We start from the raw sequence: 26,246 nt of genomic DNA, 5'->3' as shown, positions 1-26,246 counted from the left end.
GCTTGTAAGCGATATCACAAAAAGGAGACGGACAACCATGAAACAAACTGTGGCTGCATACATAGCGAAAACCCTTGAGCAGGCTGGCGTAAAGCGTATCTGGGGCGTCACTGGCGATTCTCTGAACGGACTCAGCGATAGCCTTAACAAGATGAAAACTATTGAGTGGATGCCCACCCGCCATGAAGAAGTCGCCGCCTTTGCCGCCGGTGCCGAAGCGCAGCTTACGGGTGAACTCGCCGTCTGTGCAGGTTCCTGCGGACCGGGAAACCTGCACCTCATCAACGGTCTGTTCGACTGTCACCGCAACCATGTTCCGGTGCTGGCGATTGCGGCTCACATTCCGTCATCTGAAATCGGTAGCGGCTATTTTCAGGAGACGCATCCGCAGGAGCTGTTCCGTGAATGCAGCCACTATTGCGAGCTGGTCTCATCGCCGGAGCAGATCCCACAGGTGCTGGCGATAGCCATGCGTAAGGCGATCCTGAATCGCGGGGTTTCGGTGGTTGTGCTGCCGGGGGACGTGGCGCTGAAGGCCGCACCTGAAACCGCCACCACCCACTGGTACTCTGCGCCCCAGCCAACCATTACCCCTGCCGAAGAAGAGCTGAAAAAGCTGGCACAGCTGCTGCGATACTCCAGCAATATCGCCCTGATGTGCGGCAGCGGCTGCGCCGGCGCGCATAAAGAGCTGGTGGAATTTGCCGGTAAGCTGAAGGCGCCAGTTGTGCACGCCCTGCGCGGGAAAGAGCACGTTGAATACGATAACCCGTACGATGTCGGCATGACCGGGCTGATCGGTTTTTCCAGCGGCTTCCACACCATGATGAACGCCGACACGCTGATCCTGCTCGGCACCCAGTTCCCGTACCGCGCGTTCTACCCGACGGATGCCAAAATTATCCAGATCGACATCAATCCCGGCAGCATCGGCGCGCACAGCAAGGTGGATATGGCGCTTATCGGCGATATCAAACCCACCCTCGCCGCCCTGCTGCCGCTACTGGAAGAAAAAACGGACCGCAAATTCCTCGATAAAGCCCTGAGCGATTATCGCGATGCGCGCAAGGGGCTGGACGATCTCGCCAAACCGAGCGAAAAAGCGATCCACCCGCAGTATCTGGCGCAGCAGATCAGCCACTTCGCCGACGACGATGCCATCTTCACCTGCGACGTAGGAACGCCCACCGTCTGGGCCGCGCGCTATCTGAAAATGAACGGCAAACGTCGCCTGCTTGGGTCGTTCAACCATGGCTCAATGGCCAACGCCATGCCGCAGGCGCTGGGTGCAAAGGCGACGGCACCGGAACGTCAGGTGGTGGCGATGTGCGGCGACGGCGGGTTCAGTATGCTGATGGGGGATTTCCTGTCGGTGGCGCAGATGAAGCTTCCGCTCAAAATCGTGGTCTTTAACAACAGCGTTCTGGGCTTCGTGGCGATGGAGATGAAGGCCGGAGGCTACCTCACGGACGGCACCGAACTGCACGACACCAACTTCGCCCGCATCGCCGAAGCCTGCGGTATCACCGGTATTCGGGTGGAGAAAGCCTCAGAGGTGGACGACGCCCTGCAACGCGCCTTCGCCATCGACGGCCCGGTGCTGGTGGATGTGGTGGTCGCCAAAGAAGAGCTGGCGATCCCGCCTCAAATCAAGCTGGAACAGGCCAAAGGTTTTAGCCTCTACATGCTGCGCGCCATCATCAGCGGGCGCGGTGACGAAGTGATCGAACTGGCAAAAACCAACTGGCTCAGGTAAAACATTTCACAAGACCTCTTAAATTAAAGGGATGTGAAATGATTGATTTACGTAGTGATACCGTTACCCGTCCGGGCCGCGCCATGCTCGAAGAGATGATGGCCGCCCCGGTCGGGGACGACGTCTACGGCGATGACCCGACGGTCAACGAACTCCAGCGCTATGCGGCAGAGCTGAGCGGTAAAGAGGCTGTCCTGTTCCTGCCCACCGGCACGCAGGCTAACCTGGTGGCGCTGCTCAGCCACTGCGAGCGCGGCGAGGAGTATATCGTCGGCCAGGGGGCGCATAACTACCTGTACGAAGCCGGCGGTGCGGCGGTGCTTGGCAGCATCCAGCCGCAGCCGATTGACGCCGCGCCGGACGGCTCCCTGCCGCTGGACAAAGTCGCGGCGAAAATCAAAGCCGACGATATTCACTTCGCCCGCACTAAACTGCTGAGCCTCGAAAACACCCATAACGGTAAAGTCCTGCCGCGCGAATACCTGAAAGCGGCATGGGACTTTACCCGCGAGCGTAAGCTCGGCCTGCACGTTGACGGCGCACGTATCTTCAACGCCGTGGTGGAGTACGGCTGCGAGCTGAAAGCGATCACCCAATATTGCGACTCGTTCACCATTTGCCTCTCTAAAGGGCTGGGTACGCCGGTAGGTTCTCTGCTGGTTGGCAGCGCGGACTACATCAGGCGCGCCAACCGCTGGCGCAAAATGACCGGCGGCGGGATGCGTCAGGCGGGTATTCTGGCGGCTGCCGGACTGTACGCCCTGAAAAATAACGTGTCACGCCTGAAAGACGATCACGACAATGCGGCGTGGATGGCAGCGCAGCTGCGTGAAATCGGCGCAGATGTCATGCGTCACGACACCAACATGCTGTTTGTCCGCGTCGGCGATGAGCATGCTGCCGCGCTGGGCGACTTTATGAAAGCCCGAGGCGTGCTGATTAACGCCTCCCCGGTCGTGCGGCTGGTGATGCACCTTGACGTTAACCGCGAGCAGCTGACCGAGGTGGTGAAACACTGGCAGGCGTTTTTACAGCGTTAAGGAGCATACCGTGCCGCAACGTATTCTGGTGCTCGGCGCCAGCGGGTATATCGGTCAGCATCTGACCACTGCGTTAAGCCAGCAGGGGCACCAGGTGCTGGCAGCGGCACGTAACACGGAACGCCTGCTAAAGCTACATTTGCCTGGCGTGACGTGTCACAACGTTGACCTTAGCTGGCCGAAAGCGCTTCCTGCGCTGCTGGAAGGGGTCGATACACTTTACTACCTTGTCCACAGCATGGGCGAAGGCGGCGATTTTATCGCCCACGAGCGTCAGGTGGCGATGAACGTTCGTGATGCGCTGCTGCAAACGCCGGTGAAGCAGGTGATTTTTTTAAGCTCGCTCCAGGCGCCTGAGCACGAGCAGTCAGACCATCTGCGCGCCCGACAGCTGACGGCAGAAACGCTGCGGAGCGCCCGTATCCCCGTTACCGAACTGAGGGCAGGGATCATCGTCGGCGCGGGTTCCGCCGCGTTCGAAGTGATGCGCGATATGGTCTACAACCTGCCTGTGCTGACGCCGCCGCGCTGGGTACGCTCGCACACCACGCCCATTGCGCTGGAGAATTTACTCCATTATCTGGTGGCATTGCTGGATCACCCGGCGGAGCAGCATCGCGTGCTGGAGGCGGCAGGTCCGGAAGTGTTGAGCTATCAGGCGCAGTTCGAACATTTTATGCGGGTGAGTGGCCGCCACCGCTGGCTGATCCCCATCCCCTTCCCGACCCGCTGGATATCGGTGTGGTTTTTGAATGTGATCACCTCCGTGCCGCCGACGACCGCCAAAGCGCTTATCCAGGGGCTGAAGCACGATCTGCTGGCGGACGATCGCGCGCTGCGCGCCTTAATTCCCCAGGAACTCATCCGCTTTGACGACGCGGTGCGCAATACGCTGAAAGAAGAAGAGAAGCTGGTGAACTCCAGCGACTGGGGCTATGACGCGCAGGCGTTTGCCCGCTGGCGGCCCGAGTACGGCTATTATCCGAAACAGGCGGGCTGTACGGTAAAAACCACGGCCAGCCTGGCAGCGCTGTGGGAAGTGGTGAATCAGATCGGTGGCAAAGAGCGCTATTTCTTCGGCAATATTCTCTGGCAAACGCGCGGCGCGCTGGATCTGCTGGTCGGTCACCGGCTGGCAAAAGGCCGCCCTGCCCATCCCTGGCTGAAGGTGGGCGATACCGTCGACAGCTGGAAAGTGATTATTGTTGAGCCTGAAAAACAGCTGGCGCTGCTGTTTGGCATGAAGGCGCCGGGGCTGGGGCGGCTCTGCTTCACCCTCAAGGACAACGGCGACCATCGTGAACTGGACGTTCGGGCATGGTGGCATCCGCACGGAATGCCGGGTCTGTTTTACTGGTTGCTGATGATCCCGGCACACCTGTTTATCTTCCGCGGAATGGCGAAACGGATAGCGCAACTGGCAGAACAAAAGCGGGAAAATAACTAAATAAAACTCTTAATCTTTCACCTTTCCCATTGCAACACATCGTAATTCACGAAAGAATGCGCACGAAATTCTTTTCAACACAGTGGATTGTTATGAAGGTACTGGTTACCGGGGCGACCAGCGGCTTAGGCCGAAATGCGGTCGAGTTTCTGCGCAACAAAGGCATCAGCGTGAGGGCCACCGGTCGCAATGAGGCGATGGGTAAGCTCCTGCAAAAAATGGGCGCTGAATTTGTCCATGCCGATCTGACGGAGCTGGTCTCCTCTCAGGCCAAGGTGATGCTCGCCGGTATCGATACGCTGTGGCACTGCTCCAGTTTTACCTCTCCGTGGGGTACCCAGGAAGCCTTTGATCTCGCCAACGTGCGCGCCACGCGTCGTCTGGGCGAATGGGCCGTCGCCTGGGGCGTGCGTAACTTTATTCATATCTCCTCCCCGTCGCTCTATTTCGACTATCACCACCATCGTGATATTCAGGAAGATTTCCGCCCGGCGCGCTTCGCCTGTGAGTTTGCCCGCAGCAAAGCGGCGGGCGAAGAGGTGATCGACCTGCTGGCCCAGTCAAACCCGCACACCCGCTTTACCGTGCTGCGTCCGCAGAGCCTGTTTGGGCCGCACGACAAAGTCTTTATCCCGCGACTGGCCCAGATGATGCACCACTACGGCAGCGTGCTGTTACCGCGCGGCGGCGATGCGCTGGTGGACATGACCTATTACGAAAATGCCGTTCACGCCATGTGGCTGGCGAGCCAGCCGGAATGCGATAAGCTGGTGTCGGGCCGCGCGTACAACATCACCAACGGCGAACCCTGTACCCTGCGCAGCATTGTGCAAAGGCTGATTGACGAGTTAAAAATCGACTGCCGGATCCGTTCCGTTCCTTACCCGATGCTGGACATGATTGCCCGCAGCATGGAGCGCTTTGGCAGTAAATCGGCGAAAGAGCCTGCGCTGACGCATTACGGTGTGTCGAAGCTCAACTTTGATTTTACGCTGGATATTTCGCGGGCGGAGAACGAGCTGGGATATAAACCGATTGTATCGCTGGATGAAGGGATAGTGCGTACGGCGGCGTGGTTACGGGATCACGGGAAACTTCATCGTTAGCCTTTTGCCCGGTGGCGGCTGCGCCTTACCGGGCCTACAACTGCACCGTACTGTCCCCTCGCCCCCCTGGGGAGAGGGTTAGGGTGAGGGGAAAGAGCAGACACTAAAACGGCAACCCTGGAGGTTGCCGTTTGCTGTTTATAAGGCCGTCCAGGCTTCAGCCCATGCCAGACCTGCGCCAGGTTCATAGTACGTCGGCGCATTGTTACACCAGCCGCTGTACGGGAACGGTTTGCACTGGAACAGTTTACCGTGGTTGTTCACGATATCACCGGCGTTGTACTTGCTATTCGCGCTCCATGCCGGGTAAGACGTATCTTCTCCGGATGGCGTTGCCGCTTTCGCTTTCACGTTCAGCAGGTAAGACGTGGTGCTGCTCAGTTCGCCATCGCTGACGGTCAGGCTCACTTCATACTGCTGCGCCGTCGCAGACTCTGGCGCTGTAAAGGTCACAACCGCTTTGTCCTGACCGGTAACAGTCTGACCATCCTGGGAACGCCAGGTATACGTCAGCGTGTTACCATCTGGATCGGTAGAGCCTTCGGCGCTCAGAGAAACCTGCGCACCCGCTTCCACTGCACCGATCGGACCGGCAATCTGCGCAACCGGCGCGTGGTTCACCACAACCGGCGTTTCATCCGGCGTTGGGGTTGGTGCCGGCGTTTCATCGTCGGATGGCGTCGGTGTTGGCGTGACCGGCGTTTCGTCCGGGGTCTCGGAAGAACCCTCGTCGTTAACAATTTTCACGTTAAAGAAGTGCTGCACGCACTTGCTGTAGTCACCGTCTTTAAATGCGCTGAACGGGGTCTGGTAACCCACCAGCTGGCAAGAGTAGGTTTTGCCGTCCGGGGTATCCGCGCTCCATCCCCAGTCCTGTTCCCAGTAAAGCTTCAGAGCGCCTGCGCCACCTTCGTCGAACTGCTTCATGTTGGCGCAACCCAACACTTCGTTCGCCGGAACAGGCACTTTCAGGTAGTTCGCGAACTCTTTGTAGTACTTGATACGGTTTTGAGACTGCGCAATTTCAGTCGGGCCGCCGCACTCAACGCCGCCGTTGATGATCTGGGTGGTCACACCAAAGCCCGGAACCAGACCGTTGGCTTTATCGTGATCGTTCGGCTGCCATGTACCGTCGATCACCTGCAACATGCTTGGTTTTGGCGGCTGCGGATAGGCGAAGAAGAAGATCGCACTCGCCAGGTTCAGCCAGGTGTCCGCCACCAGCTCAGGTTTGTCGAGCAGCGTACGCACGTCGCCGTACATCGCTTCAGAGAATGGACCGTAGTTGTAATTGTAGGACAACTGTTTCGCACCACGACCGAAGTAGCTCAGGAAATCGCCGTCTTTATCTTTACCGCAAGGCCAGGTCTGCCCCTGCCAGACGTCCGGGTTACATTCGCCGTTATAACCGCCCTTCTGCCCTTCGCTCCAGCCCATTTCACGTACGTGGACCAGCGCCTGACGCCATTCGGCTTCCGGACGCCAGCTTTCGTGGCCGCCGGTCTCCTGGGCAAAGTGGGCAAACATGGTGGCCAGCTCTTTGCGGCAGATGGCGTCGCTGTCACGACCGTCATTGTAGGTCTTACACAGCGCCGGGAATTTACCCACGGCTTTCAGGAAGTTGCTGTAGGTATAGGCCTGCGCGCGCAGCGGGAAGAGATATTCCCAGTCGCTGGCTTTCACAATCCCTTCAACGCGCTTAACGTTGTCCGGGTTCGCCGCCCGGCCTGGCTCAATCAGTTCAACCTGCGCGTTATCCAGCGTCTGGATGGTCTCTTTAACCGAAGCCATCAGCGGGAAGTCCGTCAGTTCCTTCTCTTTCTTCGCCAGATCGCTGGCTTTGATGGTGTACGGCTCACTGCTGGTCTCCTTCAGGTTAGCAGCCTGAGCCATGAGTGGCGCCACGCAGGCTCCCGCAATGAGTACACTCAGTAACGTCCTTTTGTTCATTTCAGTTTTCCTGTTCGTTTAAATTAAATGTTAAAATCCCGGCTTAGGTATTACTCCGTTAATACATAAACCACATTCAGCTGTTTTCACTTTTCGAAGAACACCTTCAGGAATTCTTCAAAAATAAAAAACGTTAATAACGTGCTGCTAATTTCAGTTGCTGATATTTGGCCCAGACCTTATGGGCATATTTCATCCTCTGCGGATAATTTTCTTTTTTCAGTCCGGCGTTATACGCGCCAACGGCTTCCCAGTTATAGCCATACACCCTGATCATCCCGGCAAGGATAGAAGCCCCGACCATGATCGAAGTACATGGCTCCGTGATTAACCGGTATTCGTTGATTCCTCTGCTTTCCAGCGCGGTAAAATGCGAACTGTTGATTTGCATCAGCCCGACATCCCGCGTGCCATCGCGGTTTTGCCCAACCGCATACGGGTTCATTCCGGATTCCACATTCGCTATCGCGTACAGTAAATAAGGGTCGACATGATAATAATGTGCCGCTTTATTCCAACAGTTTGCCAGAGCGCTTTGGCTTATTATCAATAACAACAAAATCAACTTTTTCATTTTTACCTGCTGACAGTTTCGGTTATTTCTCCTTACCAACATCCTGTAAAATGAATTTTGAATCACTCCCCCTCTAAAAGGGGGAGTCATTAATGGGTTAGATTATTTGCAGTCTGTTGATGCGCCTTCTTTTACCCATACGTCGCTGTTGGCTGGGTTATCACCACGGGTCCACCATTTCGCACGGTAAACGTTTCCTTCATAGGTGGTAGTGTCGCCGCCGTTGTAGACCAGGTCAGAACGCCAGTTCATCTTCACGTTGCTCACCAGCTCCCATGCATCCACACCGAAGCCAGGCTGATTGCCCTGGGTCCAGTACTTCGCTTTCCACACCAGATGGTCGAAGCTTACGGTATCGCCACCGTTGTAGATTTTGCTGGATTCCCACGCCGCATATTTGCTGGCGTTAGCATCCACAGGTGCATCGCAGCTCCCTTTGTCAGACGGTGGAGTCACATCATCAGCCGGAGGGGTAACGTCATCCGCCGGGTTAGTGTCTTCGTCATCTGGCACAGGTGCAGGCGCCGCTTTCGGATTCACGGTGACCTGGACGTTAGACTGCACGCTGGTCTTACCGTCGCTCACCACCACGCTCAGGGTGTAGGTAGACGTCGAGCTCACTTCCGGCGCAGTGATGTTCACGTTCGCGGAGTCAGACCCGGTAGCGTGCATATCTGCTGGTACACTCCAGGCGTAGGTCAACGCATCTCCGTCTGGATCCGCGGCCTGGGCATGCAGCGCATAGGTTTCACCTGATTCAAGCGTGATCGCTTCCATTGGGTTTAAAACCGGTGCCTGGTTAGCTTTCGGCGCCTTGTTCACCACCTGGATATCAATCGCGTTGCTCAGGCCTTTTGCATCGGTCACCGTCAGGCGGAACACCATGGTCTGGTCGGACGTCGCGGCGGCAACGTTAAAGGTCGCTTTCGCTTTGGTGCTGTTGGTGATGGTGACCGACGGACCAGAGACCTGGGTCCATTTGTAGGTAATCGCATCGCCATCAGGATCGCTTGAAGCAGAGCCATCGAGCGTGACGGTTACCGGGCCAGACACGTTCTGATCGGCAGAGGACGCGATTGGCGCGTGGTTGGTGACCTCCGGATCAACCGGCGTAGCGTCGCCGCCCAGCAGGCTTTCGTTCATCGCGTTCAGGATGTCACCGGTGTCAGAGTCGATAGACCATGCGAACAGGCCACCCAGTTTATTCGCCAGAACATACTTACCTTTCGCCGTGGTTGAACGCGCATCTTCATACGTGATCAGGTCGCCGGTAGTTTTGTTGAAGACGTAAGGGGCTTCCGCATCAGCGTCGTAGCCGTATTCCCAGCCTGGTTTGCCTTTGTATTCGTTAACGATCTGACGATAGTCAACCACACCGGGTTCCCAGGTCCCTTTCACCATACCTGTAGCGGTGCCGGTGAAAGGATTGTTACCGGTGTAGCCATGCACGCCGGTCCAGCCGCGGCCATACATTCCCGCACCCACCACGATCTTGCCTGGTTGTACGCCCTGGGAAAGCAGCGCGTTAACGCCATTTTCAGTGGTGTAGTCAGTGTCCGGACGCCATGCTGGCGCGCGCAGCGCCGCCTGGTGGCCGAGAACGGTGTTGCTCCAGCCGCCGTAGAAGTCATAGCTCATCAGGAAGATGTGGTCGAGGTACTGCTGAGCGGCAGTGTAATCCACGTCTTCGATCTTATCGCGGCCTGCACCGATGGCGCTGGTCAGTTCATAGGTACGGCCCGTCTGTGCAGACAGCTCGTTCAGCATGGTGCGCAGGTCATGCATCAGCGCGGTATAGGTCGCTTTATCCTGCTGCGGATTGCCCAGGTTTTCGCTCACACCGCCGCCGCCAGGGAATTCCCAGTCGATATCCACGCCGTCAAAGAATTTCCAGGTCTGGAGGAACTCTTTCACAGAAGAGACAAAGCGTGCGCGGATAGCCGGGTCACCCATGTGGAAGAAGGGATCGGAGAGCGTCCAGCCGCCGATAGATGGCAGCACTTTCAGGTCCGGATGCGCTTTTTTCAGCGCCATCAGCTGGCCAAAGTTACCTTTATACGGGTCGTCCCAGCCGGAGACGCCAGCCTGTGGTTTTTGCAGCGCAGCCCATGGGTCGTGGATCGCCACGGTATAGTCAGGTCGGCCCTTACAGTCGTTCTGGAGCACGCGGAAGCTGTTGCCGCCTTCAATGGTTTTCAGGCCGTCGTTGATGCCGTCACCGCCACAGATTGGAATGAAGCCGTAAAGAATGTGGTTGAGGTTTGCCGCAGGGATCTTATCAACCGGGAAGTTACGGTCATAAACGCCCCACTCCGGGAAGTAGGCCGCAACCACTTTATCGGTATGCTTCGCAAACGCTTTGTTATTCTCTTTGAGAGACGTATTCAGCGGCAGCAGGTGGCTACCGTCGGTGTCTGCCACAATAATCAGCTTGCTGGCGCTTTTCGCACAGCCGCTGGCGTTACAGACTTCAACCTGCTCCTGATAACGCCCGCCTTTTTTCACTTTAAACGTTGCAGAGCCCGTCGCGCCGGCTGCGCCGGTCCATACGGTTTGTCCGTCCAGCAGAACTTTCGCTGAAGTTGGCGCATCACCACTCCAGACGTTCCACTCAACTTTTACATCCACGCCATCGTTATGCACTTTGACAAGATTGTTATAATCCTGGGCTGCCTGATCCACTTCCACCAGGGCAAATTTGTCATTGCCATAGCCGATCGTCGGTGCCCCTGGCGCTGCTGCAAATGCGGAGCTGGTTGCCGCCGCAATAAAGAGCGCCAGATATTTTGGCTTCATAAATTTCATTTTTATTTCCTGATAAATTTATTCGTAACGTAATAACCCATGTCTTCCGTGAGATCATGGATGCGTTTCGCGTAATGCGTATTTAACCAACGTGAGTGCCGTGAACAAAAAATTGTTGCTGCGTTGTATTCCTCCATTAAAAGATACAAGCTGAAATTCCGTGTAGCTTATATCTCTTACGATACACTGAGCGTAAAGGGTCGTCCTTCCCTTCCTCCATCAAAAAGATTTATAAAAAATCTTGACCTGTATATTTAAAATGTGAAAGCAAATTGCTGGCTCATAAACACCACTATTCCAGCAAAGGCGAGATAAGGACCAAAAGAAATAGTGAGGTTATTTTTATTTAAATTATTTACGGCGAAATAACCGACAATACCGCTTAACGCTGCCGCCAGTTCAATGGAGGGCAACACCTGCCAGCCGCACCAGGCGCCCAGCGCCGCCAGTAGCTTAAAATCCCCGTAACCCAGACCTTCTCGTCCCGTGATCAGACGAAAAGCCCAGTAGAGCAGCCAGAGCGACAGATAGCCCGCCACCGCGCCGAACAGCGCATCGCGTAGCGGCAACGTGTGGTCAAACGCATGGAGCACTAACCCCGCCCACAGCAGCGGCTGGGTCAGGCAGTCCGGAAGCAGCTGATGCTGCCAGTCGATCATGGCCAGCGGCAGTAAAAAAGCCGCCAGTAACCACAAAGAGAACAGCGCCTGAACGTCCGGCATGCACCAGGCCGTGATGCCAAAAAACAAGGCGGAGATCAGTTCGACCAGAAAGAGTCGCAGCGGGATCGCGCTGCCGCACTGGTGGCAGCGTCCCCGTAATAACAGCCAGCTGAGCAGCGGGATGTTTTCCCACGCGGCAAGTGCGTGCTGGCACACCGGACAGTTCGAGGCCGGAAAGAGCAGATTGCCACTCCCCTCCTCATCCATCACCATCCCCGGTACGCGTTCGGCGACAACGCCAAGAAAACTGCCCACAATGCCGCCCAGGATCGCACTCATTATCGGGAACCCTACCGGAAAGGCGTCCCGCATCAGCGAAAAGGTATTCATGCGTTTTTTGACCAGGTGAGCTGCACCTGCGCTTTCACGTCGCTGAGGTGGTCCACCGGCGTGAGGTTTATTTTTTGCAGTCTCACGCCGGAGGTCTGATTAATTTCACGCAGCCAGCTTCTTAATTCATACACATTCACCCGATTCAACACGAACGATAAAGTTTGCCCCTCCTGGCGCATATCCGTCAGTGAAAGGTTAATTTCATGGGCGCTGTTCTCGACCACCGTACGCGGATTATTCGTTTTGACTATCTGGACCTGAAGATGATTTTTATCAATTTCACTGCGCATCCAGTTAAGGGTTTCTTTTTGTCTTTTAAGCGTCGACTTACTATTTTGAATCATATTATCCAGGGGGATCACTCCCGTGTAATACACCACTGCCCCCACAATGGCAACGGCACATATTTTTAAAATAATTTTTTCCCGGGTGCTATAATTCTGATAGCGTGACTTCAGCTGCGCGATTCGCTCTTTCATTTATGTTTCCCTGCGATCATGGCGGTATACGGTTCGGTTGTTGAAACAGGCTGTAAGGTAAAATCAAAATTCTCACTGGTCTGGTTAACAAACGCCTGCAACGCGGGCTGGTTTTGCGCGCTGACGCTCAGCGTCAGGGTGTTTTGCTGCGCATCGTATTCCAGCAGCTCGATCTCCATCGCAGGGACTGACTGCCGGGCGTTCTCCAGCTCATCAAGCTGAAGAAAGAATCCCTTGCTCTGTTTTTTCAGGCTTTGACCAAAGTGATATTTGATATTGGTCTGCTGGCGCATGCTGGGGAAATGGTGCTGATAAACCTGGACGATCTCCTCCTGCACCCGATTTTCCTGCTGCACCAGCATCCAGGCCATTGCAATGCGTGGCCCCAGCAGCAGAGCAACAGACAGCACACCCGCCGCCACCATCGCGGCTTTCATACTTTTCGCCGCCCGCCCATTACCGGCCTTAAGGCTGAATTCACCGTGAAGCAGGTTAACGCGGCAGGTTTGCCACTGCGGCTGAATCAGTGCCAGCGGATGCTGCCAGGCATGCTGCACGTCAACGTGCACCTTCGCAGGCGCATCGCCGTAACACCACACTTCCCCGACCCCGGCTTTCTGCATTAACAGCGGCAGCAGGGTTGCCTCCATTTCACCCGCCACATGGGGCGATAAACGCAGCCAGTAGCTATCATCCTGTGCGACCAGCGTGCTGCCCCCTGTCGTCACGGGCAGCAGCCAGGCATCAGGCAGGGCCTGAATCACGTTTAATCCGGCCTCCTGACAGCGGGTTAATGCCGCGCGCAGGCGGTCGGCGTCAATGGCCACGGCGTCGACGTCGGCGCCTTTTTTGTGGAGTACCGTCCAGTGGAGGTTGTCCACGTCGCCAATCAGCGTCTCTTCCGCCATCCACGAGAAGGCCATCGCCTGAGAAGCCACCTTTTTCGGCAGCGTAAAATGGCGGAAAATCATGTCGCTGGCGGGCAACAGGAGACAAACGCGCGTAGCCAGGGGGTGTTCGGCCAGCATCTCCAGGCTGTCGACCACCTCAACGCGCTCGCTGCCGGACTCACACCACATTATTTTCCCGCCCTCGCGGCTGTCGGGACGAACAAAAAGTACCTGTTTCATAACGTTCTACTTTTCTTATTCAATCATTCGGTAACGACGCTGCCACGTCACGATCTCACCGGCTTCGTTATTCACCTGAAGCTGGCTGACCACGCGAAGCGTTAATTCATCGGTATTGCCGGTGTAATTCACGCGGAAGTACCGGCTGTTTATAGAAAATTGATCCGCCACCTGCGGGAGATCGTCTTTTAACTGCGGGAAGGCCTGCTCCAGCGCTTTGCTGAACGCTTCCATATTTTCCCAGCCCGATTCCGGACGCGCATCCAACAGGCGAACGGCGTCATCCCGCGTCAGTTTTCCCGGGAACATGGCCGCCAGCACGGCGGCCTGTTCCGGTTGCAGAGTGTTGACATCGACCTTGCTGACAGTGTCCGGCAGCGCGCATAGCAGCTTGCTCACCTTCGGATACGCCGTAACAGGGAACGCCGGCAGCAGTTTGATTTCTGCGATGCTGCGCATCATCTGATTTGCCGGTTGCCGCGCGGGCACGACGCCAGCCCACGCATCGCTTTCGGCCCCCTCCTTCGCCGTGGTGCTGTCACCATCGAGATAATCCACCAGCTGGAAATAGACCGCCTCCGCCGTGCCCGGGCTGAGGCCGCTTTCCGTCAGGAGTTGTTCAACAATCCGCTCTTTACGCGATTTTTCCGCCACCCCGGGAGCGCTTTGCCCCTGGGGTGCGATGTCGGCGGTCAACAGGTTATTGACGTTAAAGCAGTCCTGCGCATCTTCCACCTGGCTCACGACCGTATAGTCCTCACCCTGCGTCTCCAGCGGCTGATGCCAGTCGCCGTCCAGGGCCAGCGGCTTGCTCTCGCCGCTGGCGTCGGTCTGTAACCGGTCCTTCACCACTTTTTCCTGGGTTTGCATCGCCCAGCGCAGCTGCTGCTGGCTTACCTGATAATGCGTTTTCTGCAAATTACGGCAGAACTGCTGGCTGATTTTGGCGGCCAGCGCCGACATCATCACCAGCAAAATCAGCACCACCAGCAGGGCGACGCCCTGTTGTTGACGGATCCGTTTCATGGTCTGGTCTCCGGCGAAGGCGCTGGCGCTGCGGCAGCGGCCACCTCCGGCATATCACCCGGTGTAGTGAACACCCAGCGCCAGGTATCCCCGTTTTCCATCGTCAACGTAACCTCCACGCCGTCCGGCAGATGGGCAGCGTCGTGCCAGGCTGTCAGCCAGCCCTGACGATAAAACCGCCACTGCAATGATTTTACGCCGCTGACAATCGGCACTTCGTCAGGCTTAACGTCCGCCGGGCCGTCAATGACCGGCCAGACGTCGCGATACAAACGCCCCTCTTCCAGCCGCCAGCGCACGCGCTCCAGCTGGACCGTTCCGCTCACGCCATTCAGGGTGGTCAGTTCAAGAGCATCGCCCTCCTGACGAAACAGCTCCGGCTCATTACGCGGGGCGCGCGCCTGAAGCTGGAAAAAATCACGCTCCATCAGACTCCAGGCGCGCTGAAGCTGGTTGAGCTTTGCGGCGCTGGCATCGGTGGCCGAGCTGGTACGCATCGCGCCGTCCAGAATTTGCCAGGCCAGGGTGCTGATCACCGCGAAGATAGTCAGCGCAATCATGATCTCCAGCAGGGTAAATCCGCGCTGGCGTCGCGTTTTCTTCACTTGCTCTCTCCCGGCGGAATGATGCGCAGGGAGATAACCGGCTGGCTCTCATCGCTTTCCGCATACACGCGTAGGGTATTCGCCCAGACGTTGTCGGCGGTTTTCACCCGCTGCTTACGCCAGTTCCAGCTGCGCCCGCCCATGATTTCCGTCCCCTGCTGTTCAGCATCCGGGAAGTCAGTTCTGGTGAGCTGTGCCTCCGCCAGCTGGTTTTCCGCCACCCAACTGGCCTGCAAGGTATCGGCCAGTCCATGGGTAAAACGTACGTTCAGGGAGACCGAGTTCATCAGCGCCAGCGCGGCGGTGGAGAAAATCACCAGAGCGACCATCACCTCCAGCAGCGTCATCCCCTTTTGCTTTTTGTTGCCGTTAGCCATCGTTTTCTACCGATACCGGCGCCGCACCGTGCGACACCACGCGGAAATGGTGCTGTTTGTCGTAACTTTGCAGCGTCAGCGTAAAGCGGCTGATTTCACCGTCCGGTAAAAAGATCACCTGCGGCTCGGACGTCACCGTCGCGGCCAGACGCTGCGGCGAGAGCGACACGTGCATCTCTTCCGGAAAATCACCTTTGGTGTTAATGCGTCCGGCAGATAATGGCACCCAGTGACGCTCGCCATTTTTATCGGCGATCGTCACCAGCTGATATTTATCGGTGGCGATCACCAGCCCGACAATATTTCCGTCCATCACCGCACGGTCTGAACCATAATCAACGAGGGCTTTTAATTGCTGGCCAAATATATCCGCGCCGCTGCGCGAAGGAATGGTGGACACCACCATCATGGCGCAACTGGCAAATATCACCAGCGCCAGAATAATTTCCAGCAACGTAAAGCCGCGTTGATTTTTCATTATTTCTCTTTCTTATCCAGAGACCAGTTGGTAATGTCATCGGCGGTATTGGCTTCGCCGTCCGGACCGGTTGAGAAGACGTCCACCGCGCCGTGTTCACCCGGGCTCACCAGAAGATAATCGTTGCCCCAGGGGTCCTGCGGCAGGCGACGGATATAGCCGTCCGTGCGGTAGCCGTTCGGGATTGGCGCGATTTCAGGTTTGGTCACCAGCGCCTGCAAACCCTGCTCTGTGGTCGGGTAGCGGTGGTTATCCAGCTTGTACATATCCAGCGAGCCTTCGAGCGCGACAATATCGCTGGTTGCTTTTTGCGTATCGGCTTTTTCCTTATTGCCCATTAAATTTGGCACCACCATACTCGCCAGTACGCCGAGAATAACAATGACCACCATTAATTCGAGCAATGTAAAGCCCGCCTGGCGAGCCAGGTTTTTACGTTTTAAAGCCATGATTTAACCTACCATATTATTAAGTTGCAGAAGCGGTTGTAATATTGACAGAACGATGAATAAAACAATCGTCGCCATGGATACCACCAGCGCCGGTTCAAAGACCGACAGCGTTAATGTAATTCGATGTTGTAAGGCCGATTCCTGATTTTCCGCCGCGCGATCCATTAAATTACCTAATTCCCCGCTCTCTTCACCGGAGGCAATCATATACAGCATGGTGGGCGGGAATAATTTCGCCTGTTCCAGCGCCGCATACAGCGACGCCCCCTGGCGCACGGTGTCGGCGGCCTGCTCCAGCACCTGCCGGGCATAGCGGTTTTCAATACCGTCCATCGCGATATACATTCCCTCCAGCAGCGGCACGCTACTGGCCTGCAAAATGCTCAGGGTACGGATATAGCGGGCGCTGTTGATGGCGCAGACCAGCTTTTTAATCGGCGAGCCGTTCACCAGCCAGCTGTGCCAGCGAAAACGGTTTTTGGCATTCCTCAGCCAGGTTTTGAAGCCGATAAAGCCGCCGCCCAGAATGCCCACAATATAAATGCCCCAGGCTTGCAGGAAATCACTGACCGCAATCAGCGTCCGGGTGGTGATCGGCAGCTGTTGCTTCATGTGGGTAAACTGCTCGATCACCTGCGGCACCACCGCCACCAGCAGGATGCTGATGACCGCGATGGCGACCACGGTGAGGGTTATCGGGTAGACCATTGCCTGCGTCAGCTTGCTTTTCATCTTCTGGCGCTGCTCGTTGTACTCCGCCAGCTTTTCCAGCACGTCGCCCAGGTGACCGGTTTTCTCCCCGGCCATCACCAGCGTGCAGTAAAGCTTGTCGAAGGTGCGCGGAAACTGGCTGAAGGCATCGAACAGGGTGTGGCCTTCCACCACCTTCTCGCGGATCTCCACCACCATCGCCGCCAGCTTTTTGTCTTCCGTCTGCTTTGAGATCGCTTTCAGCGCGCTCTCCAGCGGCAGCGCGGCGTTGACCAGCGTCGAAAGCTGACGGGTAAACATCGACAGCACCGGAGTGGAGAGCTTCACCCCGGTTTTCGCTTTCCCGCCAGCCGCCGTTTCGCGGGTTTCGGTGATGCTGACGGGCATCAGCTTTTGCTCGCGAAGCCACTGGCGAACCTGCTTCTGCCCCTCGGCCTGTAACGTCCCGCGCTGTGTTTTCCCCGCGGCATCCGTTGCCGTCCAGGCGTAGAAAGCCATTACGCATCCCCCCCACGTTCGGCGGTGACGCGCATGACCTCTTCCAGAGACGTCACGCCGCCGATCACCTTCAGCAGCCCGTTTTCACGCAGGCTGTAGGCATGCTTAAAAAGCTGCGTTTCGAGGGACATTTCGTCCTTATCTTCATGGATGGCGCGGCGCATGGCGCTGTCCACCACCAGGAATTCATGGATACCGGCGCGGCCCTGATAGCCGCTCTGACGGCAGTGTTCGCACCCCACCGCGCGGTAAATCGCGTCTGGCGGCGCGGCCATAAAGCTGAACAGCGCTTTTTCATTGGCGTCCAGCGGACTGGTGGTCCGGCAGTGCGTACACAGCCGACGCACCAGACGCTGGGCAATGACACCGAGCAGCGATGAACCGATTAAGAAGGACTCCAGCCCCATATCCCGCAGACGGGTTATCGCCCCTGCGGCACTGTTGGTGTGCAGCGTCGACATCACCAGGTGACCGGTCAGCGACGCCTGCACCGCAATCTGGGCGGTCTCACCGTCGCGAATTTCCCCGATCATCACCACGTCCGGGTCCTGACGCAGAATGGCGCGCAGCCCGCGGGCAAAGGTCATGTCCACGCGCGGGTTAACCTGCGTCTGCCCCACCCCTTCCAGCTCGTACTCAATCGGGTCTTCCACGGTCAGAATGTTGCGTTCGTGGCCGTTCAGCGCCGAAAGAATGGCGTACAGCGTGGTACTTTTACCGGAACCCGTCGGGCCGGTAACGAGGATGATCCCGTGCGGGCGGTCGATCAGCCCTTTCAGCTTCTCCAGCTCTTCATCAATCAGCCCCAGCTTGTTGATGTCGGGCTTGAGATTGCTTTTATCGAGCAGGCGCATCACCACGCGCTCGCCGTACTGGGACGGAATGGTCGACACACGCACGTCGATGGCCTTGCGACCGATGCGCAGGGAGATACGGCCATCCTGCGGGAGGCGTTTCTCGGCGATGTCCAGTTTCGACATCACCTTGATACGCGACACCAGCAGCGGGGCGAGCTTACGCGCCGGTTGCAGCACCGGGCGCAGCACGCCGTCAACACGAAAGCGAATGCTCAGGGTGCGCTCAAAGGTTTCGATATGAATATCCGACGCGCCGTCCTTCACCGCCTCGCCGAGAATGGCGTTGATCAGGCGGATCACCGGCGAGTTTTCATCGTTATCGAGCAAATCTTCGTTATCCGGGATCTCCTCGGTTAACGCCATCAGATCGATATCCGCGTCCATATCGTCCACCAGCTGCTGCGACACGCCGCTGCTCTGCTGCCAGATTTTGGCCAGCATCTCGTCAAACGCTTCCGGCGCCAGGGTAACCGGGACAAACGCGCATCCCAGCACCCGACGCACCTCCAGCAGCGCTAACGCCGGGGTGTCCTCACGGATATAGACGTCATTGTTGTAAAGCAGAACGCCGTTTTCTTTTGCGTAGTTGCTGCTACACAGGGTTTTAGTCAGTTCGTCCACGTTTCCCCTCCGCCTTACTCTTTAAACGGATTGCGTGCCGCGTGGGTTTTCACGGGTGCAGTGCTGGCGGCAGGAAACGCTGGCAGTACGGCGTTGTCGCTCGGCTCAACGATACCGAGCTTTTTCTCTTCCACGCGCTGCATCTGGCGCACCCGGATCTGGTCGTATTTCTCTTTCGAGGCTGCGCTGTAGTTGTCGTCGTCACGCAGGACGGTGGTATGAATAAACACCATCAGGTTGCGTTTAGAGGTATCCTGCGAGGTGTAGCGGAACAGCTGCCCGACCAGCGGGATATCGCCGAGCAGCGGCACTTTGGAGACCGACTGTTTGGTCACATTTTCCATCAGGCCGCCGAGCACCACCGTCTGGCCACTGTGGACCATCACTTCGTTATTAATCGTGCGCGTGTTGAAGGTTGGGCCGAGGCTGGAATCTTCCGTTGCGCTGTTGTCGACGCTGGATACTTCCTGCTCAATCTTCAGGTGGATCATGTCGCCATCGTTGATTTGCGGCACAATCTTCAGCTTGGTCCCCACGGTTTTACGCTCAACCGAGTTAAAGACGTTGTCGCCGCTGGTGGTTTGCGAACCGGAAAGCACCGGCACATCCTGACCGACGTTGAACGACGCTTCTTTATTATCCAGCGTGACCACGCTTGGCGTGGAGAGGATGTCGTTTTTACCGTCGGTGGAGAGCGCGGTCACCAGCGCACCGAAATCACCGTTAAAGAAGCCGGTCGCAAGGCCCGTGAAGCTCGCCCCTTTCATGGTGCCATTTTTAATCTGGCTGATTGGCAGGCCGGTAGCGCCAAACTGCACGCCGCCGTGCTTGCTCGTCCACTGCACGCCAAGATCCAGGCCGTTGCCGTCCTGCACTTCGGCAATGATCGCTTCCACCAGCACCTGCGGACGGCGAATATCCAGCTTGTCGATCACCTTCTCCAGGGAGTTCATCACGTTAGGCTGCGCGGTGATCACCAGGGAGTTGGTCGACTCGTCGGCGGTAATGTTCAGGTCGGTTGAGGCGCTCGCGGTTTTCGCTTTGGCCGCGCCCGGCTTGTCTTTCAGCTGCTCGCCAATCCCCGTCAGCACCGGTACCACTTTGGTGGCGCTGGCATATTTGAGGTAGAAGACGCGGGTGTTCCCCTCGTTATTCTGCTCGCGATCCAGCTGATGGATAAGGGAACGGGTACGCGCGCGCGCATCTTCCGAGCCGCTGATCACCAGGCTATTGGTTTCGTCATCCGCCACCACCTTGGTCGCCAGCTGCGGCGCATTCTGCCCCTTCTGCTCTTCGTTGTTGAGGTTATTCAACATATCCGAAAGCTCTTTGGCAGAGGCAAAGCGCAGCGGGATGATTTCGCGGCGCTGAATACCGTCTTTATCGACGCGCTGAACCAGATCCACCAGGCGGTTCACCACCGAGGCTTTACCGGTTAACAGCAGGACGTTGGACGGCTCAAAGTGGACCACATTCCCGATGCCGGTGGCATCGTTGAGCTGACGCAGCAGCGGGGCCAGCTCGCGAACGGGTACGTTTTCCATACGCACCACGCGGGTGATAATCTCGTCACCTTTGCCCGGGTTCTTGCTGTCTGCCAGCGGCGCACCGGCGGTACGCGCTACGCTTGAGCGCACCACTTTGACCATGCCGTTGTCCATCGGGATCACCGACAGGCCGTAGAGATCCAGCACGCTCAGGAAGAACTGGTAATACTCATCCTCCGTCAGCACGTTGTAGGTTCTGACCGAGACGGTTCCCTGGACGGACGGATCGACCAGAATAGTTTTGTTGAGATTGCGACCTACCGTATCGATAAACTCGCGAATATCAGTATTTTTAAAACTTGCGCTAAAGTTAGCTGCAAGCAGCGAACTGGAATATAACGACAATGCGGTCAGCGCCACGCACGCCCAGGGAAATTTTTTCATGTCTGCACACTTATTAATTATTTAGAACATTAACCCGAATATTTTCAAGGTGAGCGTGACGTCGTACGATGACCTCCGCTTCTTTCATTTTCGACCAGTTGGCAATAATGCTTTTCGCTTTTGCTTCATCGGTCATATCGACAGAGTTAACCTGAATCGCCACATCGCCTTTTTCCAGACCTGACTGACTGTAAAAGGCGGAGGCATTCCTTGGGTTTATCCTGTAGCCTTCCAGTCGGCCTTTTTCAATGATGGGTTTTAACACCAGATAATCATCAAGATGCACACTCTCTGCGCCAGCATCTTTCGTCGATTTTGTAACCGGGCCGCTCTCCACGCCCCCCTTAAAATAGTCCGGTTTATTTAACGCCAGTACCTGCGTAGCACCTTCATAATTAACCACCACATTATCTTTGTTTATTTCCTGAATAAATGCGTCGTTAAACCCGGCGAGCGGTTCACCCTCGCGGTAGCTTCGCTGGCCGCCCGGGGTTTTGATGACAGCGAAGGAGAGCCAGGCGTCATCACTGCGCACAATGCCTTCAATCTCCGCCGCCAGCGGGGGTTTTGCCGCAGCCGATAAGTTCTCCTGACGGACGGCAGCCGTAAAAAGCGTGAAGGGTTTGTCTTCGCGCGTTTTTTTCAGCGGCTGTAGGTCAGAATTAGCAAACTTATTCATAACTTTTTTATAATCTTTAAAGGTGAGATAGCCTTGCTGGCCACAAAAAATGAGCAGCAAAAACATAATACAAGGCGTTATCCACCGTGACAGAAATGAGAACCTCATTTTTTATCCGGCCTATAGCAAAGCAAAAATAAGCAGCGTCATACTGCGCCAATATGGAGGAAAATAGTAATAAGCTGTTGCAAACGCGACCACTGACTTCGCCACCAACTTTCATAAAGAAAAATATTGACCGTATAAATTCCAGATGTTAGGCGCAGCCGGCTGGATATTTTTACTCTGTCTGCAAATTGACCGCTCAGGGGCATTACCTTACTTTCTGCTGCTGTTGCTATTCCTAATCAGAGACGGTAAGTCGTTATGTATCAGAGCCACTTTAATTTTAACAATCCGCCATTCAGGACAATCACTCGTTTATCCGGTGATTTTCTGGTGCCTTATCATCAGGACGTGTTCAACCTGCTGAAAAAGAAAACCCAGCTGGCGGGAATTATCGGGCTTTTTTGCGACGACGCTCCGCTTCTGGGTCAGTTCATCGACGCGCTTAAAGCCAGCAACCATACCGTTCTTGCCATCAACGCATTTCCCAAACTGAGTGCCAGTAGCCTGCTGTACAAACTCAACCCGGGAACGAAAGTGATTAAAGATCGCATGCAGGCGGTGGATGCCGTCCTGCGCCAGTGGCAGGAGGGGAAAGCGAAATCCAGAGTAGTGACGATCGCCCATGCCGAAGCCATGAAGGAGAGCTGCCGTGAAGTCCTGGGAACGCTGCTCACGCGCGCCCAGGAGCTGAACTTCCGGCTCGCCGTGGTACTGACGGGCACTGCGGATCAGGAGATCCTGCTAAAGCAACCTGAACTGCGCGAATATACGCACACGCATCATGCCCTGCGCCCCCTGACCTGCCGCGAATACCTGAGCTATGTTCAGGCCCAGTGCGAAGAACACGGCTGCGAAAACTCGCCGTTGCCGCCTGCCCGCGTGCGCAAAATGCACACGCTGACCAAAGGCAACATCAGCAAACTGAATGCGCTGGCGCACCTGTCAATGCTCGCCGCCTGGACGGAACGCGCGGCGCAGGTCAGCCCACGTCATTTACGTCTGGCGGCGGGAGAGATCCTGCCCGCCCAAAAACACGGTAAGCGCCTGGCGACCGTGGGGCTGTTTGCGTCCGTGCTGTTTGCCGCCTGCGGCTGGTATTTGACCTCATCGATCGGCGCACGCCTGCCGATCCAGCTGCCGGTGCCCGTCAGCTGGAAACAGCAATCGCTAAAAGTCGAAGCGCCCGTAGTGCCGGTTATCGACAACGAAATAGTTAATCAGCCGGATGCGATGCATCAGTTGTATCTAATGTGGGGGTATGACGCCTCGGCCGAAGATGCGCTGTGCCAGAACGCCGCCAAAGTGAACCTGATGTGTAAACAGGGGAACGCGTCGCCGGAGACGCTGGCGCAGGAAGGGTATCCGTGGGTCAGTGAACTGAAAACCAGCGGCCATCTTAACTATGCGGTGGTAGCCAGGGTCGGGGACACGTCCATTGACCTGTTAATGAATAACCGGACCTGGCAGGTGAGCCGCAGCTGGTTTAACCGGCACGCGACCGGCAACTTCACCCAACTGCACCGCCTGACGCCGGAAGGTAAAGACGCGATCGGCGCGACCAGCGACAGCAAAGATATGGCCTGGCTGGATCAGCAATTAAGCCTGGCGCTGAGCCAGCCTGAAACGCATGCCCGGATCTGGACCGCAGAGATGATGAAACGCACCCGCGAGTTCCAGCAAAAAATGCATCTGCACGTGGATGGCATCCCCGGGGAAGATACGCTGATGCAGCTGATGCGCGTGACCAACAGCACGCCGAGCGTACTGATTCAGGCCACCCGCACCACCCCGGACGCGAAAATGCAGGAGAAGAAAGCCTAATGTCGACCATCTGTCTTGCGGCCCAGCGCAGCTATACAACCGGGGAAGCGGTCTGGTTTTCGTACCGTCTCCCCAGCCTGAAAAACATATTCGGCAAAACGGCGTTATGGCTGGTCGGGCTTTGCGCCATGCTGGTTGTCGGCCTGTATATGCACATCTACTGGAACCTGCGCCACCCGGCGCCTGAACCGGTCAACGCCAGCGTTGCAAAACCGGAAACGCAGCTTTCGGATATGCATTACGTATACGTGAGTAAACCGTTCCCGCATCCGCAGCCTAAAGCTGCGCCAGTGCCTGTTGATGTTCCACCGATGCAGGATCTGCCGATCAACAGTGATGATGCCGACTGGCAGCAGGCGCCTGACGGCGTGGTGCCGCACGACACCTCGCGGGAGACTTTACCCGGAACCGAGGCGCATGAGCACGATACCGCTCCCGCCAGCACGGGCAGTGAAGAGTCATCATTAACGGAATTATTTAAGCAGGCGCTAAAAGAGCAGGAGCAGGATTATTCTCAAGGAAAAATTCCCGCGCCGCCGGTTGACGAAACGCAGGATAATTCAAAAGCCAGTGTAAAAAACAGTGGAAATAGCCGTTCTCCTTTCAGTGAAAAAGGAGACGGCGGGAGCAGGTATTAATATTTTTCAGGCAGTGCGGTAAGGTTAAGCAGTCGACCTTTTTCCACCACAATATATTGACCCTTTTTCAGATCGGAGAGGATTTTAATAATAGTGCTACGTGCCAGGTTAGTGTATTCCTGAATGTAATCATAAACGTTAATATCACGCTGTTGTTGAACAATCAGGTCGTTAATCTCATATAAAAATTCGCGGACAACGGAATACGCACTGCGGGCAACCAGAACATCATCACGTTTGCTCAGCATGCAGATGTACCAGGAAAGGACTTTGGTCAGTTCTGGCCACAGATTTTTTTCGGTCATCAGCTGGGCGAAGACCTCTTTCTTGATCGAGCGAACAACCGTATTCGTCCGAACAAGGCCGTACATATGGGTGGCGTTGTAATACATTGACGACAGGCCGAAAATGCATTGCCCGGTGACGGTGAACATGCACAGTTCGTCAGATTCACGTCGAAATTCGACTTCACCGCTGACGATAATATGAATATAGCCGGAATCAGAGGTGGAAATTTTCTGCCATTTTTTTAACGTTCTTTCTTCAACGCCTGAGGTTGCAGAAATGATCTTTTCCATTTCATGTTGCGGACGTAATTTTTTTCCATAGATGCTTAACATTGTTATACCCGATTTAAGATGTGATTTTTAAAAAGAATGGCCACGGTGTTGTTACCGAGCCATAAATATTTTTCCTGATGAAAACGTCAAGAATAAACAAAAAAAGAGTGAAGCTTTTTATTAATTCGCCAAATTACTTAGCGCGCTATGTGTCCATCTTAAATCCGGATAATTTTAAGTCAATTAACTAAAAATGAAATGAGTTTGTACTTAGGATTAATCTGATAGGAACTTACGAAAATATACTCATTCGGGGGTAGTTCGAAGGTTTACCCCTGCCCGTATTTCTCTAAAAGTGCTTCGGCAATCGCCATGGTTTCCACATCCGCTACGCCATTCCATAACTGCGGACGGAAATGCATCTGGAAAACCATGATGATGCGTTTTTGCTGTTCGGGCGTACTGTTTTCTGGCACTTCGTAACCGTAGCGCGCCAGCAAATCGAGCAGTGCTGCGGTATCAACCTGCTGATAATGCGGTCGCCCGTTGATATAAAAATCTACGCGCGCCGGATCAGGCCAGGCTCCGATACCCTGCTGCGCCAGTTCGCGCCACGGAAACAGTGGCCCAGGATCGTCTTTACGCTGCGGGGCGATATCCGAGTGTGCCACCACGTTCTGCGGTTTAATGTCGTAGCGGGCGATGATGTCTCTGGCAAGCGGGATCAGCGCCGCAATTTGCCCCGGTTCGAAGGGGGTAAAGGTTTTCACGTCACCGGTTTTCCGCCAGCCGCGGTTTTCCAGCTCAATGCCGACGGAGGTATCATTTATGCGGTTGGTGCCACGCCAGAAGCTGATGCCCGCATGCCAGGCCAGTTCGCTCTCCGGGACCAGCTGCCAGATACGCGGTTTGCCCTGCGGAGCTGGCGGCTTTGCGGGGATGAGATAGTGAGAGCTGACGTTTTTATCGGTCAGGGTCGCAAGCGAGGTGTCGAAATCATCGGCGGTGTAGTGAATAACCAGCACCTTTATACGCGGGTAGGCCGCCTGCGCCTGATGGCGCGTATCCAGCTCGTACGCGCCTTTATCAACAATGCCCTCTTCCGAGGCGCATCCTGCCAGCAACATCGCCAGCAGGAGGGTTGAGAGCGAACGCTTCATCGACGGGTCTTCACCGCCGTGCCGCTTACGCTCACCATCAGCATGCTGGCATCTTTTCCGACCGTTTCGTAGTCGATATCAATGCCCACCACCGCATCCGCGCCCAGCGCTTTGGCCTGCTCGCCCAGCTCCTTAAACGCAATCTCGCGCGCTTTACGCAGCTCTTTCTCGTACGCGCCGGAACGACCCCCGACGATATCCCGAATGCCGGCAAAGAAATCGCGGAAAATGTTTGCGCCCAGAATCGCCTCACCGGTGACCACGCCGCAGTACTCGGTAATCGGTTGACCTTCCAGGGTTGGCGTTGTTGAAAATTGCATACTTTCTCTCCTTCTTTAGCGTTCAATGCGTTAGCGACAGCATTATCGGTTCGTTACGCTAT

At 55.9% G+C, this 26,246-nt stretch carries 24 protein-coding genes; 6 read left to right on the top strand and 18 right to left on the bottom strand.

Annotation, left to right across the window (positions count from 1 at the left end):
- The first annotated feature begins 37 nt into the window (after window positions 1–37).
- The 4 genes from poxB to ACOTY5_RS03335 all read left to right on the top strand — a co-directional run bounded on the left by poxB (window position 38) and on the right by ACOTY5_RS03335 (window position 5,349).
- On the top strand, window positions 38–1,756 hold the full coding sequence (poxB, locus tag ACOTY5_RS03350; RefSeq protein WP_045142253.1) for a ubiquinone-dependent pyruvate dehydrogenase: 1,719 nt from the start codon (window positions 38–40) through the stop codon (window positions 1,754–1,756).
- Between the two features lie 38 nt (window positions 1,757–1,794).
- Window positions 1,795–2,796 carry a low-specificity L-threonine aldolase gene (gene ltaE, locus ACOTY5_RS03345; RefSeq protein WP_045142254.1) on the top strand — a complete coding sequence of 334 codons (1,002 nt, stop codon included), beginning with the start codon at window positions 1,795–1,797 and terminating at the stop codon, window positions 2,794–2,796.
- A 10-nt stretch (window positions 2,797–2,806) separates the two neighbouring features.
- On the top strand, window positions 2,807–4,243 hold the full coding sequence (locus ACOTY5_RS03340; RefSeq protein WP_045142255.1) for an SDR family oxidoreductase: 1,437 nt from the start codon (window positions 2,807–2,809) through the stop codon (window positions 4,241–4,243).
- 92 nt (window positions 4,244–4,335) lie between these two features.
- A complete protein-coding gene (locus tag ACOTY5_RS03335) occupies window positions 4,336–5,349 on the top strand; it encodes an NAD-dependent epimerase/dehydratase family protein (RefSeq protein ID WP_017384852.1) in 1,014 nt (337 codons plus the stop codon).
- 138 nt (window positions 5,350–5,487) lie between these two features.
- Here the strand turns inward: ACOTY5_RS03335 and ACOTY5_RS03330 are convergent, their stop codons facing one another.
- The 15 genes from ACOTY5_RS03330 to gspC all read right to left on the bottom strand — a co-directional run bounded on the left by ACOTY5_RS03330 (window position 5,488) and on the right by gspC (window position 21,643).
- Window positions 5,488–7,299, bottom strand: a complete 1,812-nt coding sequence (locus ACOTY5_RS03330; RefSeq protein ID WP_062933899.1) for a glycoside hydrolase family 19 protein — start codon at window positions 7,297–7,299, stop codon at window positions 5,488–5,490.
- Between the two features lie 133 nt (window positions 7,300–7,432).
- Window positions 7,433–7,873 carry a type III secretion system invasion protein IagB gene (gene iagB / locus ACOTY5_RS03325; protein ID WP_045142257.1) on the bottom strand — a complete coding sequence of 147 codons (441 nt, stop codon included), beginning with the start codon at window positions 7,871–7,873 and terminating at the stop codon, window positions 7,433–7,435.
- Window positions 7,874–7,975: 102 nt separating this feature from the next.
- Window positions 7,976–10,678 (bottom strand): glycosyl hydrolase family 18 protein, encoded by a 2,703-nt coding sequence (locus ACOTY5_RS03320; RefSeq protein ID WP_023303381.1) that lies wholly within the window; start codon window positions 10,676–10,678, stop codon window positions 7,976–7,978.
- A gap of 254 nt (window positions 10,679–10,932) precedes the next feature.
- Window positions 10,933–11,730, bottom strand: coding sequence for a prepilin peptidase (locus tag ACOTY5_RS03315; RefSeq protein ID WP_023303380.1), 798 nt, complete (start codon window positions 11,728–11,730; stop codon window positions 10,933–10,935).
- On the bottom strand, window positions 11,727–12,212 hold the full coding sequence (gene gspM / locus ACOTY5_RS03310; RefSeq protein WP_017384857.1) for a type II secretion system protein GspM: 486 nt from the start codon (window positions 12,210–12,212) through the stop codon (window positions 11,727–11,729). Before gspM ends, ACOTY5_RS03315 begins: the two co-directional genes overlap by 4 nt.
- Window positions 12,209–13,342 (bottom strand): type II secretion system protein GspL, encoded by a 1,134-nt coding sequence (gspL, locus tag ACOTY5_RS03305; protein WP_032103415.1) that lies wholly within the window; start codon window positions 13,340–13,342, stop codon window positions 12,209–12,211. Before gspL ends, gspM begins: the two co-directional genes overlap by 4 nt.
- A 15-nt stretch (window positions 13,343–13,357) precedes the next feature.
- Window positions 13,358–14,368, bottom strand: a complete 1,011-nt coding sequence (gene gspK / locus ACOTY5_RS03300; RefSeq protein ID WP_032103417.1) for a type II secretion system minor pseudopilin GspK — start codon at window positions 14,366–14,368, stop codon at window positions 13,358–13,360.
- Complete coding sequence (gene gspJ / locus ACOTY5_RS03295) at window positions 14,365–14,973, bottom strand: type II secretion system minor pseudopilin GspJ (RefSeq protein WP_032670232.1); 609 nt, start codon at window positions 14,971–14,973, stop codon at window positions 14,365–14,367. Before gspJ ends, gspK begins: the two co-directional genes overlap by 4 nt.
- Window positions 14,970–15,350, bottom strand: a complete 381-nt coding sequence (gene gspI / locus ACOTY5_RS03290; protein ID WP_015571001.1) for a type II secretion system minor pseudopilin GspI — start codon at window positions 15,348–15,350, stop codon at window positions 14,970–14,972. The genes gspJ and gspI overlap by 4 nt, the downstream gene beginning before the upstream one ends.
- Window positions 15,343–15,828: a type II secretion system minor pseudopilin GspH gene (gspH, locus tag ACOTY5_RS03285; RefSeq protein ID WP_015571002.1), complete on the bottom strand. Its 486-nt coding sequence runs from the start codon at window positions 15,826–15,828 to the stop codon at window positions 15,343–15,345. The genes gspI and gspH overlap by 8 nt, the downstream gene beginning before the upstream one ends.
- The gene (gene gspG, locus ACOTY5_RS03280) at window positions 15,828–16,277 is read right to left on the bottom strand and encodes a type II secretion system major pseudopilin GspG (protein WP_032670234.1); all 450 of its coding nucleotides are present in this window, start codon (window positions 16,275–16,277) and stop codon (window positions 15,828–15,830) included. Before gspG ends, gspH begins: the two co-directional genes overlap by 1 nt.
- A 3-nt stretch (window positions 16,278–16,280) precedes the next feature.
- On the bottom strand, window positions 16,281–17,489 hold the full coding sequence (gspF, locus tag ACOTY5_RS03275; protein ID WP_017384864.1) for a type II secretion system inner membrane protein GspF: 1,209 nt from the start codon (window positions 17,487–17,489) through the stop codon (window positions 16,281–16,283).
- Window positions 17,489–18,967, bottom strand: a complete 1,479-nt coding sequence (gene gspE, locus ACOTY5_RS03270) for a type II secretion system ATPase GspE (protein ID WP_032653098.1) — start codon at window positions 18,965–18,967, stop codon at window positions 17,489–17,491. Before gspE ends, gspF begins: the two co-directional genes overlap by 1 nt.
- 14 nt (window positions 18,968–18,981) lie before the next feature.
- Entirely contained in the window at window positions 18,982–20,898 is a 1,917-nt protein-coding gene (gene gspD / locus ACOTY5_RS03265; protein WP_015571003.1) for a type II secretion system secretin GspD, read from the bottom strand.
- Between the two features lie 13 nt (window positions 20,899–20,911).
- Complete coding sequence (gene gspC, locus ACOTY5_RS03260) at window positions 20,912–21,643, bottom strand: type II secretion system protein GspC (protein ID WP_017693723.1); 732 nt, start codon at window positions 21,641–21,643, stop codon at window positions 20,912–20,914.
- Between the two features lie 300 nt (window positions 21,644–21,943).
- On the opposite strand from gspC, the gene ACOTY5_RS03255 reads away from it, so the two are divergent.
- Both ACOTY5_RS03255 and ACOTY5_RS03250 read left to right on the top strand, forming a co-directional pair.
- Entirely contained in the window at window positions 21,944–23,506 is a 1,563-nt protein-coding gene (locus tag ACOTY5_RS03255; protein WP_045142258.1) for an ExeA family protein, read from the top strand.
- Window positions 23,506–24,144 (top strand): hypothetical protein, encoded by a 639-nt coding sequence (locus tag ACOTY5_RS03250; RefSeq protein ID WP_045142259.1) that lies wholly within the window; start codon window positions 23,506–23,508, stop codon window positions 24,142–24,144. Before ACOTY5_RS03255 ends, ACOTY5_RS03250 begins: the two co-directional genes overlap by 1 nt.
- Here the strand turns inward: ACOTY5_RS03250 and ACOTY5_RS03245 are convergent.
- The 3 genes from ACOTY5_RS03245 to ACOTY5_RS03235 all read right to left on the bottom strand — a co-directional run bounded on the left by ACOTY5_RS03245 (window position 24,141) and on the right by ACOTY5_RS03235 (window position 26,184).
- On the bottom strand, window positions 24,141–24,764 hold the full coding sequence (locus ACOTY5_RS03245) for a helix-turn-helix domain-containing protein (protein WP_017693726.1): 624 nt from the start codon (window positions 24,762–24,764) through the stop codon (window positions 24,141–24,143). The two genes, ACOTY5_RS03250 and ACOTY5_RS03245, sit on opposite strands and share 4 nt — an antisense overlap.
- A 269-nt stretch (window positions 24,765–25,033) precedes the next feature.
- Window positions 25,034–25,864, bottom strand: a complete 831-nt coding sequence (locus ACOTY5_RS03240) for an N-acetylmuramoyl-L-alanine amidase (RefSeq protein WP_040117433.1) — start codon at window positions 25,862–25,864, stop codon at window positions 25,034–25,036.
- Window positions 25,861–26,184, bottom strand: coding sequence for a heavy metal-binding domain-containing protein (locus ACOTY5_RS03235; protein WP_006174327.1), 324 nt, complete (start codon window positions 26,182–26,184; stop codon window positions 25,861–25,863). Before ACOTY5_RS03235 ends, ACOTY5_RS03240 begins: the two co-directional genes overlap by 4 nt.
- Window positions 26,185–26,246: the final 62 nt, after the last annotated feature.

It is taken from the genome of Enterobacter cloacae complex sp. SHL018 (assembly GCF_049237905.1).
GTDB lineage: Bacteria > Pseudomonadota > Gammaproteobacteria > Enterobacterales > Enterobacteriaceae > Enterobacter > Enterobacter hormaechei_C.
Note: the sequence above shows the minus strand (reverse complement) of the source record. Positions and strands in the feature narration are given on the sequence as shown.